Source organism: Pseudomonas sp. NBRC 111119 (genome assembly GCF_001320125.1).
Taxonomy (GTDB): Bacteria; Pseudomonadota; Gammaproteobacteria; order Pseudomonadales; family Pseudomonadaceae; genus Aquipseudomonas; species Aquipseudomonas parafulva.
The window spans coordinates 65270-79545 of the sequence record NZ_BCAV01000042.1; the positions used below are offsets into that span (position 1 = coordinate 65270).

11 protein-coding genes are annotated in these 14276 nt (G+C 63.4%); 8 read left to right on the forward strand and 3 right to left on the reverse strand.

Going from position 1 to position 14276, the window contains the following annotated elements; translation table 11 throughout:
• Positions 1-41: 41 nt before the first annotated feature.
• Positions 42-2789 carry a DNA polymerase I gene (polA, locus tag APH25_RS16220; RefSeq protein ID WP_060482609.1) on the forward strand — a complete coding sequence of 916 codons (2748 nt, stop codon included), beginning with the start codon at positions 42-44 and terminating at the stop codon, positions 2787-2789.
• A gap of 299 nt (positions 2790-3088) precedes the next feature.
• On the opposite strand, the gene yihA is transcribed toward polA, so the two are convergent.
• Positions 3089-3721, reverse strand: coding sequence for a ribosome biogenesis GTP-binding protein YihA/YsxC (yihA, locus tag APH25_RS16225; protein ID WP_028633122.1), 633 nt, complete (start codon positions 3719-3721; stop codon positions 3089-3091).
• A gap of 201 nt (positions 3722-3922) precedes the next feature.
• Here yihA and APH25_RS16230 point away from each other — a divergent pair, with 201 nt between their 5' ends.
• The 7 genes from APH25_RS16230 to APH25_RS16260 all read left to right on the forward strand — a co-directional run bounded on the left by APH25_RS16230 (position 3923) and on the right by APH25_RS16260 (position 11123).
• Positions 3923-4225, forward strand: a complete 303-nt coding sequence (locus APH25_RS16230) for a cytochrome c5 family protein (protein ID WP_060482610.1) — start codon at positions 3923-3925, stop codon at positions 4223-4225.
• 31 nt (positions 4226-4256) lie between these two features.
• Positions 4257-4874 (forward strand): cytochrome c, encoded by a 618-nt coding sequence (locus APH25_RS16235; RefSeq protein ID WP_028633120.1) that lies wholly within the window; start codon positions 4257-4259, stop codon positions 4872-4874.
• Positions 4875-5025: 151 nt separating this feature from the next.
• Positions 5026-5658, forward strand: coding sequence for a thiol:disulfide interchange protein DsbA (gene dsbA, locus APH25_RS16240; RefSeq protein ID WP_060482611.1), 633 nt, complete (start codon positions 5026-5028; stop codon positions 5656-5658).
• Positions 5659-5669: 11 nt separating this feature from the next.
• Positions 5670-6524, forward strand: coding sequence for an endonuclease/exonuclease/phosphatase family protein (locus APH25_RS16245; RefSeq protein ID WP_060482612.1), 855 nt, complete (start codon positions 5670-5672; stop codon positions 6522-6524).
• A gap of 95 nt (positions 6525-6619) precedes the next feature.
• Complete coding sequence (locus tag APH25_RS16250) at positions 6620-8548, forward strand: GGDEF domain-containing protein (protein WP_060482613.1); 1929 nt, start codon at positions 6620-6622, stop codon at positions 8546-8548.
• A gap of 77 nt (positions 8549-8625) precedes the next feature.
• Positions 8626-9414, forward strand: coding sequence for an N-acetylmuramoyl-L-alanine amidase (locus APH25_RS16255; RefSeq protein WP_060482614.1), 789 nt, complete (start codon positions 8626-8628; stop codon positions 9412-9414).
• A 104-nt stretch (positions 9415-9518) separates the two neighbouring features.
• Positions 9519-11123 carry an EAL domain-containing protein gene (locus tag APH25_RS16260; protein ID WP_060482615.1) on the forward strand — a complete coding sequence of 535 codons (1605 nt, stop codon included), beginning with the start codon at positions 9519-9521 and terminating at the stop codon, positions 11121-11123.
• A gap of 9 nt (positions 11124-11132) precedes the next feature.
• Here the strand turns inward: APH25_RS16260 and APH25_RS16265 are convergent, their stop codons facing one another.
• The gene (locus APH25_RS16265) at positions 11133-12899 is read right to left on the reverse strand and encodes a KinB sensor domain-containing domain (protein ID WP_060482644.1); all 1767 of its coding nucleotides are present in this window, start codon (positions 12897-12899) and stop codon (positions 11133-11135) included.
• An 11-nt stretch (positions 12900-12910) separates the two neighbouring features.
• Entirely contained in the window at positions 12911-14257 is a 1347-nt protein-coding gene (gene algB, locus APH25_RS16270) for a sigma-54-dependent response regulator transcription factor AlgB (protein WP_028633113.1), read from the reverse strand.
• Positions 14258-14276: the final 19 nt, after the last annotated feature.

A 14276-nucleotide genomic window follows, 5' to 3' on the forward strand; every position in this document is an offset into this window, starting at 1 on the left:
CTATTCTAGCGCCGGACCCGTCGAAAAGGTTGATTCTGCACATGAGCCAAGCGCCCCTCGTCCTGGTGGACGGTTCCTCCTACCTGTACCGTGCCTTTCATGCGCTGCCGCCCCTGACCACGTCCAAGGGCATGCCGACTGGCGCGGTGAAGGGTGTGCTGAACATGCTCAAGAGCCTGCGCAGGCAGTACCCCGAAAGCCTCTTCGCCGTGGTGTTCGACGCCAAGGGCGGCACCTTCCGCGACACCTTGTATGCCGATTACAAGGCCAACCGCCCGAGCATGCCTGACGACCTGCGGGTGCAGATCGAGCCCTTGCACGCCAGCGTCAAGGCCTTGGGCTACCCCCTGTTGTGCGTCGAGGGGGTGGAGGCTGACGACGTGATCGGTACCCTAGCCCGCAGCAGTGCCGCGCTTGGTCGGCCGGTCATCATCTCCACGGGCGACAAGGACATGGCGCAGCTGGTGGACGGGCACATTACCCTGGTCAACACCATGACCGGTAGTGTGCTGGACGTAGCTGGCGTGCATGAGAAGTTTGGCGTCGGGCCCGAGCACATCATCGACTTCCTGGCCCTGATGGGCGACAAGGTCGACAACATTCCAGGCGTACCGGGCGTAGGTGAAAAGACCGCCGCCGGCCTGCTGACCGGTATCGGTGGCGGGCTCAGCGAGTTGTACGCCAACCTGGACAAGGTACCCACCCTGGCCATCCGTGGCGCCAAGAGCCTGCCCGCCAAGCTTGAGGAACACCGCGACGCGGCGTTCCTGTCGTATGAACTGGCCACCATCAAGATCGACGTGCCGCTGGACATCGAAGTGGACGCCCTGGTGTGCGGCGAGCCGGACCGCGAGGCGCTGCTGGCGCTGTACACCGAGATGGAATTCAAGAGCTGGGTGGCCGATGTGCAGCGCGACGCCGCCCGCGCAGGTGATGAAGTAGCCCCCGTGCAAGCGCCGGCGGCGGTCGTCGAGGCAAAGTACGAAACCATCCTCGATCAGGCCCGCTTCGATGCCTGGCTGGAAAAACTGCGCAACGCGCCACTGATCGCGTTCGACACCGAAACCACCAGCGTGGATGCCCAGCGGGCGCAGCTGGTGGGCATCTCGTTTGCCGTGGAACCCCACGAAGCCGCTTATGTGCCCTTGATGCACGACTACGAGGGGGCGCCCGCCCAGCTGGAGCGCGAGGCCGTGCTGCTGGCACTGAAACCCCTGCTGGAAGACCCAACCAAGGCCAAGGTAGGGCAGAACGCCAAATACGATATCAACATCCTGGCCAACGGCTCGCCCGCCATCCACATGCAGGGTGTTGCCTACGACACCATGCTTGAGTCGTACGTGTTCAATTCCACCGCTACCCGGCACGACATGGACAGCCTGGCGCAGAAGTACCTGGGCCACACCACCACTGCCTTCGAGGACATCGCCGGCAAGGGCGCGAAGCAGCTCACCTTCAACCAGATCCACCTGGACAAGGCGGGCCCCTATGCGGCCGAAGATGCCGATATCACCCTGCGCCTGCACCAGGCGTTGCAGGCACGGCTGGGGCAAACCCCCGGTGTACAACCGGTGCTGATGGACATCGAAATGCCGCTGGTACCGGTGCTGGCCAAGATCGAGCGCCAGGGCGCCCTGGTGGACGCGGCCTTGTTGCAGGTACAAAGCGGTGAGCTGGGCGTGAAGATGGCCGAGCTGGAGCAACGCGCCTTCGAGCTGGCCGGCGAGCAGTTCAACCTCGGCTCGCCCAAACAGCTGGGGGCGATTCTGTACGACAAGCTGGGCATGCCGGTATTGAGCAAAACCGCCAAGGGCCAGCCGTCCACCGCCGAGGCGGTGCTCGACGACCTGGCGATGCAAGGCTACCCCTTGCCTGAGGTGCTGATGCAGTACCGCAGCCTGAGCAAGCTCAAGAGCACCTACACCGACAAGCTGCCAGGGCAGATCAACCCGCGCACCGGGCGCATTCACACCTCCTACCAGCAGGCAGTGGCGGCCACCGGCCGGTTGTCGTCCAGCGACCCGAACCTGCAGAACATCCCCATTCGTACTGCCGAGGGACGGCGCATCCGCCAGGCGTTCATCGCCAGCCCCGGCTACAAGCTGCTGGCTGCCGACTATTCGCAGATCGAGCTGCGCATCATGGCCCACCTGGCCAAGGATGAGGGCTTGCTGCATGCCTTCCAGAATGACCTGGACGTGCACCGGGCCACGGCGGCAGAGGTGTTTGGCGTGGCGCTCGAACAGGTGACCAACGACCAGCGCCGCAGCGCCAAGGCGATCAACTTCGGGCTGATCTACGGCATGAGCGCGTTTGGCCTGGCCAAGCAGATCGGCGTGGACCGCAAGCAGTCCCAGGACTACATCGATCGCTATTTCACCCGCTACCCTGGCGTGCTGGCCTACATGGAGCGCACCCGCGCCCAGGCGGCGGAGCAGGGCTTCGTCGAAACCCTGTTCGGCCGCCGGCTGTACTTGCCCGACATCAACGCCAAAAACCCCGCCCTGCGCAAAGGCGCCGAACGGACGGCGATCAACGCCCCCATGCAGGGCACTGCCGCAGACATCATCAAGCGGGCGATGGTCAATGTGGACAGCTGGCTGAGCGAGAGTGGGCTGGACGCCCGGGTGATCCTGCAGGTCCACGACGAACTGGTGCTGGAGGTGCGCGAGGACCTGGTTGAACAGGTCAAAGATGAAATTCGCCTGCACATGAGCAACGCCGCGAAACTCGACGTACCCCTTCTGGTTGAAGCGGGTGTGGGCGCGAACTGGGACGAAGCGCACTGATCGAGCGGTTAAAACTCACGAGCCTCTGCGACTTATCGCCGCATGCCTGGATGCCGGCCACCTCGGTGGCCGATGGCATTTCATGAAACAGCGCACAAATTGGAGCAGCGGTCAGGAACTTAAAGGGTGAACTGCGACTCAGAGGTGCTGAATGGCTGGTGAAGCCTTTCGATGCTCCTATGTTGTGTTAAGTGTTGGCAGATACCTGGACCCCGCCCTAGCGGTCCGGACTTGAACCCCGAACTTCCCCCTCCCCATACGAAGTCCGGGGTTTTTTTTGCCTGCGATTTGGCAAAGCGTTACACCGCAGGCTTGTCTTCCAGCTCCATCCAGCCGGCCAGCACGCGGTAGGCGTCTTCTACGCCCAGGCGCTTGGGCGCCGAGAACAGCTGGATGGTCACGCCATCGCCCCAGCCTTTCCTGATTTCCGACTGCACTTTCAGCAGGGTGTTCTTGGCCGCGCCGTGGGTCAGCTTGTCGGCCTTGGTCAGCAGGATGTGCATGGGCATCCTGCTGGCCTTGGACCAGTCGAGCATCATCTTGTCGAAGTCGGTCATCGGGTGGCGCACGTCCATCATCAGGATGATGCCGCGCAGGCATTCGCGGCTGCCCAGGTAGGCCTCCAGGTGCTTTTGCCAGTGCTGCTTGAGCGGGATCGGCACCTTGGCATAGCCATAGCCCGGCAAGTCGACCAAACGCCGTTCATCGTCCAGACTGAAAAAGTTCAGCAACTGAGTGCGGCCCGGGGTTTTCGAGGTGCGTGCCAGGCTGGCGTGGGTCAGGGTGTTGAGGGCGCTGGACTTGCCGGCATTGGACCGGCCGGCGAAAGCCACCTCGTAACCCTGGTCGTCGGGGCATTGTTCGACCTTGGCGGCGCTGAGGGCGAATTGGGCTTTCTGGCACAGGCCGAGGATGGGGTTCTTGACTTGCATGGGATATCCGATGTGGGTGTTGCCTGGCTCGATTGGCCCGAGCCTGGCAAGCGGTGTCGTTTCCGTTTGGACGGCGGAAGTATATAATGCCCCAGTTTTTGTGTGCTCATTCTCCCAACGTAGGGGAACGGGCATGGGGTGTCGATCAATAGCTCGCGCAACAGAACGCAGCGCGGCCCCCAACCCTGAAGGTCGTTCCGCATGGCGAAATGGCTGCTTGCTGTCGGTATGTTTCTGCCGGTTTTCAGCGCACAGGCTACACAGGATCCCGAGGTGTTGTACAACCGCACGTGTGCGGCCTGTCACGCCGGGCAGTTGCTACAGGCGCCCAGGCAGGGCGACCGGGTAGCGTGGGAGCCAAGGCTGGCGCAGGGCATGGAGGTACTGGTAAGGCACGTGACCCAGGGTTTCAAGGCTATGCCGCCGCGTGGATTGTGCATGGACTGCAGTGCCGAGGACTACCGTTTGGTCATCCTTTGGATGAGTGGCAGTCCCGATACATAACATTTCACCCTTAGCCGTGTTGGATTAGCTGATGAACAAACTAGTCGTGAGTCTGCTGTTGACCCTGGGTGTCGCAGGTGCGGCCACTGCTGCACAACCTGTCATGGGCGATGCTGCCGCGGGCCAGGCCAAGACCGCCGTCTGTGGCGCCTGCCACAACCCCGACGGCAATAGCCTGGCACCGAACTTCCCGAAACTGGCTGGCCAAGGCCAGCGCTACCTCGAAAAACAACTGCACGATATCAAGTCCGGCAAGCGTACCGTGCTGGAGATGACCGGCATGCTGGCCGCTTTCAGTGACCAGGACCTGGCCGATATCGCCGCGTACTTCGCCAGCCAGAAAGGCAGCGTGGGGGCTGCTGACCCGGCGCTGGTCGAACGCGGCCGCGCACTGTTCAATGGCGGTGACCTCGACAAGGGCATGCCTGCCTGCACCGGCTGCCACTCCCCCAACGGCGCCGGTATTGCGCTTGCCGGCTTCCCGCACCTGAGCGGCCAGCACGCGCAGTACGTGAGCAAGCAGCTCACCGACTTCCGCGAAGGCAACCGCACCAACGACGGCGATGCCATGACCATGCGCACCATCGCCGGCAAGCTGAGCAACCATGACATCGAAGCCCTGGCCAGCTATATCCAGGGCCTGCATTAACATTCGGTTAATGTTGCCAGCCAATGATGAAAGGGCGGTGCGGCCGCCCTTTTTTTCGCCCGCAGCCGTTACACTACAGAACTTGAGCCCTTCCCGGCCTGTCTCAGTGCAGGTCGCGTCGCGGCGACCCATGACTGCTCAGGAGTAAAGCATGCGTAAACTGATTCTCAGCGCTGCGCTGGTCGCTGCCAGCGTATTCGGTATGACTGCCGTCCAGGCCGCAGAGCCTGTTGCCGGAAAGGAATATTTGGTGCTGAGCAACCCTGTTCCGGTTTCCGTCCCTGGCAAGATCGAAGTGGTCGAGCTGTTCTGGTATGGCTGCCCGCACTGCTATAGCTTCGAGCCGGTGATCAACCCTTGGGTGGAAAAATTGCCCAAGGATGTCAACTTCAAGCGTATCCCCGCTATGTTCGGCGGCCCGTGGGATGCCCATGGCCAGATGTTCCTCACCCTCGAAGCCATGGGTGTCGAGCATAAAGTGCATGCTGCCGTCTTCGATGCTATCCAGAACCAGCGCAAGCGCCTGACCGATCCACAGGACATGGCGGACTTCCTGGCGACCCAAGGCGTGGACAAGGACAAGTTCCTGGCCACCTTCAACTCGTTCGCCATCAAAGGCCAGGTCAACCAGGCCAAAGAGCTGGCGAAGAAGTACGAAATCACTGGCGTACCGAGCATGATCGTCAACGGCAAGTATCGCTTCGACCTGGGTACCGCCGGCGGCGCCGAGGCCGTACTGAACGTTGCCGACCAGCTGATCGACAAGGAGCGCGCCGCCAAGTAGGCGGCGCTACCATGCCCCGCTTCCGGTCAACGCGTGGCATTGGCCTGCACCAGCCGCAGGTCAACGAGCATCACCTGCAGGCCCCTGGCCTGCCCGAGGATGGTCGCCTGCGGCTGCTCAGCTTCAATATTCAGGTGGGCATCAGCACCGAACGCTACCGGCACTACCTGACCCGCAGTTGGCAACATCTGCTGCCACACACCGGGCGCGCCGGTAACCTGCAGAAGATTGGCCAACTGCTCAGCGACTTCGACCTGGTGGCCTTGCAGGAAGCCGACGGCGGCAGCATGCGTTCCGGCTACATCAACCAGGTCGAGCACCTGGCGCAGTTGGGCGCTTTCCCCTACTGGTACCAGCAACTCAATCGCAACCTTGGCCGCTTTGCCCAACACAGCAATGGCGTGCTAAGCCGCCTTAAACCGCACCAGCTCGAAGACCATCCACTGCCCGGCCCCGCCGGGCGGGGTGCCATTCTGGTGCGCTTCGGTGAGGGTGAGGATGCGTTGATCGTGGTCATGATGCACCTGGCGTTGGGTGCCAAGACCCGGGCCCTGCAGCTTGCCTATATCCGCGAGCTGATTGGCGGTTATCGCCACCAGGTGTTGATGGGGGACATGAACACCCATGCCACGGACCTGCTCGAGCATTCGCCGTTGCGCGACCTTGGCCTGATTGCCCCGCAGGTGGAGGCCACGTTCCCCAGCTGGCGCCCCCAGCGTTGCCTGGACCACATTCTGCTCAGCCCCAGCCTGACGCTGGAGCGCGTGGAGGTGCTGCCCCAACCGATCTCCGACCACCTTCCGGTCGCTGTCGAGATCCGATTGCCTGATGCATTGACTGTGGATACGCTGCCGGCCTTGAGCTGAATCAACTGAAGCTGTGCATGCCCTAAAGTGCCCGGGGTGTGCGCCGACAGTGTGTATCAGACAGCCCCAGTTGTATCACCCGTGCGGACACAGGCATGACCGAAGAAGCCGAGCGCTGGAAAGAAAAATACCTCAAGAGCATCGAGCAGCAGGAGAAGCTCGAGCGGCGTTGGGAGGCTCGCCTCGACTTGCTGCGCCGTGGCCTGGTGCGCAGTACCCTGGCCGCTGAAGGCAGCGACAAGATCGTGGACCAGTGCATGAAGGAAATGCGCGAGGTGATCCGTGGCGACAATATGGACGCCGGGCTGGCCGGGCTCATTCCGCGGCTGGAGAAGGCGGTGCTGGACTCTGAGCAGCGCCGCGAAACACGCATGAACCAAGTGGGTGATGCACTGACCTCGCTGGTAGGGCAACTGCAAGGCCTGCCCCTTTCCAGCGATGTGTCCCGGCCGTTGAAAAAGCTGGCTAAGCGCCTGGAAGCAGGGGTGAGCCAATCGCGTGACCTGCCGCCGCTGTTGGGCGAGTTGAGCGGTTTGCAGGAGCGTGCGCTTTCAGCGTTGGGCAAGTCGGCTGGTGAGCCGCGTGGGGGGTTCCTGCAGCGCCTGTTCAAGGGCCGTGATGACGAGGTGCCTGTGGCCCCGGTGCCTGAGGCTGATCCAGCCCCAGCCCCAGCCCCAGCCCCAGCCCCATCTCCAGCACCCGCACCGGAAGCGCCAGCATCACCAGCGCCGCTCATCGAGCCGCCATCGGCGCTTGCCCAGGCCCCGGCGCCGCACAGCATCGATGCATTCGATGTCGCGCATGCCCCTGAGGTCGATACTGCTGCCCAGCCCGCAGTCCAACCTGCCAACGACCCGTTGCCAGAACGTCCCGTAGCCGCCACCCCACCGCCAACCGCTCCAACGCCTGAGCCCCACCCGCTGGAAAGCGGAGAATCCGCCGATGAGGCCTACGCCCTGCCCTACGCGGTAGAACCGCCCTACAGCCAAGTGGCCGCGCACATCGAGCAGACCCTGATCGGCCTGCTGGATGACCTCAGCCTGCCGGAGCGACACAAGGCTCAGGCGCAGGCCATGCGCGACCGGGTAGCGCGCGGGCTTAACTGGTACGAGCTGATACCGGTGCTCGATGACCTTGCCGTTCTGTTGCTGGCCATCACCGACAGCGGGCAGCACGAATTCGAAACCTACCTGCAACTGCTCAACGAGCGCCTGGAAGGTTTTCACGACTATTTGCATCAGGCCAGCGCCGGCCATGCCGACAACAGCAGCGCAGCGCAGGAGCTGGATAACCAGTTGCGTGAACATGTGGGCGGCCTGCAGAGCGATGTTCAGTGCGCCGCCGATGTGGTGAGCCTCAAGCAGGCACTGGACAGCCGACTCGAAAGCCTGCTGGTCACCATGGACCAGCACAAGCATGAACGCGACCGCCGCGAGCAGGAGCTGGCGGGCCGCCTGCACGGGTTGTCCGAGCGGGTGGCCAGCATGGAACAGGAAGCCCTTGGCTATCGCGAGCACCTGGAAGAACAGCGCCAGAAGGCCCTGCTGGACCCGCTGACCGGCCTGCCCAACCGCGCCGCGTGGAGCGAGCAGCTCGATGCCGAAGTGCAGGCGTGGCAGGCGCACGGTGGTCACCTGGCCATGGCCATTCTCGACCTGGATCATTTCAAGCGGATCAACGACAGCTATGGGCACCTGGCCGGTGACAAGGTGTTGAAGATCGTTGCCGATCAACTGCGCAAGCGCTTGCGCGGCCGGCATTTCATTGCCCGCTTCGGCGGCGAGGAGTTTGTCCTGCTGCTGCCGCAGACCACACCCGCGCAGGCACTGGAGGTCACCGAGGCCATGCGCGCCGCCGTGCAGGCCTGCCCGTTCCATTTCAAGGGGGAGCGGGTGGTCATTACCACCTCCATCGGCCTGAGTGCGTTCCGGGCCGGCGAGCACGGCGACCAAGTGCTCAAGCGTGCCGATGCAGCGCTCTACCGGGCCAAGGAACAGGGGCGAAACCGCATCGAGCAAGGCTGATCAGAGGCTCCTAGACCCGCGAGCGCGCGGTCATGGAGCACGTTATACTGTAGCGCTCATTTGCTGAGGCCACCGATGTGCTTTCCACGCTGAAAACAACGCTGATCACTTTGCTGCTGTTCACCCTGGCCGGATGCTCGACGGGCCTGCGTATCGACCGCAGCCACCCCTCAGCCAACCAGGACAACCGTATCCAGTTCGTGGTGCTGCATTACACCAATGCATCGCTGGAGCGCTCATTGGCGTTGCTCACCCATGGCGAGGTCAGCAGCCACTACCTGATCGGCGACGGGCCAGGTACGGTTTATCAACTGGTAGACGAAAACCGCCGCGCCTGGCACGCGGGCGACAGCCAGTGGCAGGGCCGTACCTGGCTGAACTCATCCTCGATCGGGATCGAAATCGTCAACCCGGGCTTCACCGACACGCCCGCAGGCCGGGTGTGGCACCCTTACAGCGAAGCGCAGATCCAGTCACTGATCGCGCTGTTGAAGGACATCGTCAAGCGCAACAACATCGAGCCAAAGCACATCATCGGCCATAGCGACATCGCCCCGTTGCGTAAGCTCGACCCAGGCCCGATGTTCCCGTGGAAGCGCCTGGCCGACGAGGGCCTGGGTATCTGGCCCGATGCAAACGCGGTTGCACGCCAGCAAGCCTACTTCGACGTCAACCCGCCTGGTGTCGGCTGGTACCAGCAGGAACTGGCGCGCTTTGGTTACGCCATCGAGCAGACCGGCGTGTTGGATGTGGCCACCCGGCATGTGCTTGCGGCCTTCCAGATGCGGTTCCGGCCGCAGCGCTTCGACGGCCTGCCGGACGCCCAGACGGCGGCGATATTGCAGGTGTTGAACCGTACCCGCTAAGGCCCACTGCCCAGGCGGCCAGGCCGTGCTCGGGCGAAGCGCCAAACGGCGAAGGTAAATCCTGATCCAGTTGCTATACCTTGGTAATCAACTGGATGCCTTCGATGCCGGACACCACCGCTACGCTGCGCCAAATTTTCAACCATCCCTGGATGCTGGCCACATTGGCAGCGTTGGCCAGTGCTGCCCTGCTGCTTACCGCCAGCATCGGTGTTGCCTTGCAACAGATGAAGCAGAGCGAAACCGAGCAGATGAACGCCCAGGGCGAGCGCTTTCTCGAACGCCTGGAGCAGGTGTTCGGCCAGTTGCGTGAAGGCGTCGATTTACTGCAGGCGCAATCCGTGCGCGGCTGCAGCCCAGCCATGCTGGCTGCCCTGCAACGGGTTGGCCTGAGTTCACGGTTCATCTACGAAGCGGCTTACGTGGACGGCAATTCGGCCTGCTCCAACCGGGGAGACGAGCGTGCATTCGTACCGCTGCGTGCGCCGGACATCAAGGGCCCGGTCTACAGCTACTGGCTTAATACAACCACCGAGCCTGACGAAAACCTGGCGGCGTTGATGCTGGGCCGTGGCAAGTTTCTGGTGTCCACCTCGCGGGGGCACCTGACCGATGTGGTGGACTTGCCCCCGGGGGGCAGCCTGTTGGTGGTGCTGGACAACGGTGCGCGGGCGATACCCGTGCTTGGCCCGGCCCAGGTATGGCCGCCGCCGTCGGTGTGGTCCAGCAGCCACAAGACGCTGCTGGAGTTCAGCGATCGCCTGATCTATCGCATGCCGACCAAGTCGCCCGATTATCAGCTTGTACTGATCGCCCCACGCGCCAGCCTGCCGCTGAGAATGAACGGCACCTTGTGGTTGCTGTTCCCGGGCAGTGTGCTGGGGGCCTGTTGCATTGGCTGGCTGGTGCTGCAGCTGATACAGCAACGCCGTTCGATGAGCTCGGAGCTGCAACATGCCCTGCGCCGTGGCCAGTTGCAGGTGCTGTACCAGCCCATCTTCCAGCTCGACACCCGGCGCTGTGTGGGGGCCGAGGCGTTGGTGCGCTGGCGCCGGCCTGATGGCACCCTTACCAGCCCCGACCTGTTCATACCGCTGGCCGAAAATACCGGCCAGATCCGCCAGATCACCGATTTCGTCTTGCAGCGCGTGCTGGAGCAACTGGGCGCGCTGCTGAGGTCGCACCCAAAGTTGTACATCTCGGTAAACTTGGCGGCGTGTGACGTCATGGTGCCGCGTATCGGCGAGGTGGCGGCGCGGCTGCTGGCGTTGCACCGGGTTGATGCCAGCCAGATTGCCTTCGAGGTCACCGAGCGCGGCCTGATCGACGTGGTAGTGGCACGCGACAACCTGCAGACGCTGCGTGCGGAGGGGCACCAGGTGCTGATCGACGACTTCGGCACTGGCTACTGCAGCCTGGCGTACCTTCAAACCCTGCCGGTTGATTGCCTGAAGATCGACAAGGCATTCATTGGTGCCCTCGGGCACGATGCCGCGAGCAGTGGGGTTGCGCCGCACATTATCCGCATGGCCCATGACCTTCACCTGCGAGTGATCGCCGAAGGGATCGAGCGCGAGGACCAGGCGTTGCTGCTGCTCAGTGAAGGGGTGAACTACGGCCAAGGCTGGTTGTTCGCCAAGGCCCTCACTGCCCGGCAGTTCGCCGAGCTGGTAACGCGGGGGAAGCTGCCGCATGGGCGGCAGCGTTAACCCTGTGGATTACACCGGCAAGGCCATATAGAACTGCGTGCCCTGCCCCGGCCGGGAAAACACGCCCATGCGGCCCCCGTGCAATTGCACGATTTCCTTGCACAGCGCCAGGCCCAGGCCGGCGCCGCCTTTCTTGCGCCCCACCTGCACGAAGGGTTCGAAGATGCGGCCCTGCTGCCCATAGGCGATGCCTTCGCCATTATCCTCGACACTGACGATGACCCGCTCTGCATGCCGGCGGGCGTGCAGGCGGATACGCCCGCCCTGCGGGGTATGGCGGATGGCATTGTGCAGCAAGTTGTCCAGCACCCGGTCGAGTTGGGCGAGGTCGGCCTGTATACGCGGCAGCGGGGGCTCCAGGGCCAGCACCAGTTCGATGTCTTTCTGCCCCGCCTGTTCGGCGAAGCGCGCCTGGGCACGCTCCAGCAGTTCGTCGACGGTGCAGGGCGCAAGCTCCAGCTTTTGCAAGCCGCTCTGGTAGCGGCTGAAGTTGAGCAGGTCGTTGATCAGCTGGGTCAGGCGCTGCATTTCTTCGCCGATGGTGTCCAGCAGGTCGTTCTCGCGAGCTTCGGGTGGAAACGACACCCGCTCGCGCAGCAGCCCGAAGGCCATGTGCATGCCCGTGACCGGGGTGCGTAGCTCATGGGAGGCGCGCAGCACGAATTCGCTGCGCACCCGCTCGAAGGCGCGCTGCTCGGTAACATCGTGCAGCACCATCACCGCGCCCAGAATAGGCCCTTGCGGGTGGCTGACAGGGGTGAGGCTGTAGGTGAGCAGGCGTGTCTCCTCGTCCACCTCCATGTTCAGGTCGTCGGGTGGCCGGTCCAGGCTGCCGCCGCGCAGTACCTGGCGCAACTGTTGCTCCAGCTCCGGGCGTTGCAGGGCTTCGGCCAGGCTGCTGCCGACCCGGCTGTCGGTCCAGCCCAGCTGGCGCTGGGCGACGGGGTTGAGGTGTTCCAGCAGGCCTTGCCGGTCGATGATCAGCAGCCCGTCGTCGATGCTGTCGAGTACGGCCTGCAGGCGTTGCTGGCCTGCCAGCAACTCGTCCACATTGGTCGCCTGGTGTTTGCGCAGGGCATCGGCCATCAGCCCGAACCGGCGGGTGAGCTGGTTGAGCTCGCTGGCCTGGGTTACCGGCAGCGTGACATCGAAATTGCCTTTGCCCAGCTGGTCTGCTGCCTTGGCCAGGGCCTCGATGGGCTGGCCAAAGCGCCGGGCAATGTTGTGCGCGGTGATGAAGCCCAGCACCAGCACCACCAGGCCCATCAGGCCGAGGGTGCCACTGACCAGGAGCGCCCGGTCACGGGATTGCTCTTCACTGCGGCTGATGTATTGCAAGGCCTGCTTGTGGGCGTCGATGAGGTCGGTGCGGACCTGGTTGAAAGCAGCGCCCAACGGTTGGTCCACGCCCATGCTGCGCGAAGGCGTAGCGCTCTCGCGGTAGGCCTTGAGGAAGTCCTGATAATGCGCGCTGGCTTTGATGAAGCCTTCGCGCTCGCTGCCCTGGGCTACCCCTTGGCCGAGTAGCTGCTGGAAGTCCTCCTGCAGCACCTGAAGGTTCTCACCGGCAGGCTTTTCATCGAGGATCTGAATCAACTGGTTACCCAGGTTCTGGCGCAGCTTGAGGCCTACCTCCAGCGAGTGGGTAGTGTCGCGCACCAGTTGCTGTTGCACCGAGGCCATCTGCAGCACACTGACCAGCCCCAGCAGCAACCCAAGCAACGCCACGGTGACCAGCGCCGATATGCTGAGGAACAGCCGCGTGCGCAGCTTCATGGTTGGCCATTTCACAGGTTGTACTGCTTGCGCTTGCGGTACAGGGTCGATGCATCGATGCCCAGGGTCTTGGCTGCCTGGTCGAGGGTATCGCTGGCCGCCAGCACGGCGCCGATGTGGGCGCGCTCAAGCTCGTCCAGGCTCAGGGCGGCCCCTACCCGCGGTGCATTGCCCGCAGGTTGCTCGCCCATGCCCAGGTGACTGATTTCAACTTTTTCCTGTGGGCAGATGATGCTCGCCCGCTCCACCACGTTGCGCAATTCACGGATGTTGCCTGGCCAACGGTAGTTCAGCAGGGCCGCCCGTGCTTCGTCACTGAAGCCGCGGCCTGGGCGCGAATACTCCTTCACGAAGCGGGCCAGGAACCGATCTGCCAGGGTCAGGATGTCTTCGCTGCGCTCGCGCAGCGGCGGCAGGTGCAGGGTGATTACGTTGAGGCGGTACAGCAAGTCTTCTCGGAAACGCCCGTCCCGCACCATTTCTTCAAGGTTGAGGTTGGTGGCGGCAAGGATGCGCACGTCGGCGCGGCGGGTAACCGGGTCACCGACGCGTTCGTATTCCTTGTCCTGGATAAAGCGCAACAGCTTGGGTTGCAGGGTCAGCGGGAAGTCACCGATCTCGTCGAGGAACAGGGTGCCGCCGTCCGCCTGGCTGACCCGGCCCAGGGTGCTTTCGCTGGCACCGGTGAACGCACCGCGGGTGTGGCCGAACAACTCGCTCTCCATCAGCTCGGCGTTCAGCGATGGGCAGTTGATGGTGACGCAGGCCTTGCGGGCACGTTTGCTCCAGCCGTGGATGGCGCGGGCCAGTTCACCTTTACCGGTACCCGATTCACCGAGGATCAGGATGTTGGCATCGGTGGTGGCCACCTGCCGGGCAGTTTCGAGTACCACCATCATGGCCGGGCTGTGCGAGTCCAGGCCGTCCTTGGGCTTGCGCACCTCGCCTTCCAGGGCTTCCAGGCGTGCCGAGAGTTGTCGCACCTCCAATTGCTTGGCGGTGGCCAGGCGCAGTTGGTCCGGGCTGCAGGGTTTGACCAGGTAGTCGGCAGCGCCGGCCTGGATCGCATCCACTGCCGTGTCGATGGCGGAATGTGCGGTCACGATGACCACGCGCATCCACGGGGCCTGGATGCGCATCTGTGCCAGCACGTCCAGGCCATTGTCTTCACCCAGGCGCAAGTCGAGGAAGCACAGGTCGAACACCTGGCGTTGCAACAGGGTATCTGCCTGGGATGCGCTGTTGGCGGTGGCGACACTGTAGCCCTCGTCCTCCAGGCAATAACGGAACGTGCGCAGGATCGCGGACTCGTCATCCACCAGCAGAATCCGGCCTTGTTTGTCCTGGGCTGATTCCATTACCTGCGCTCCTTAGGGA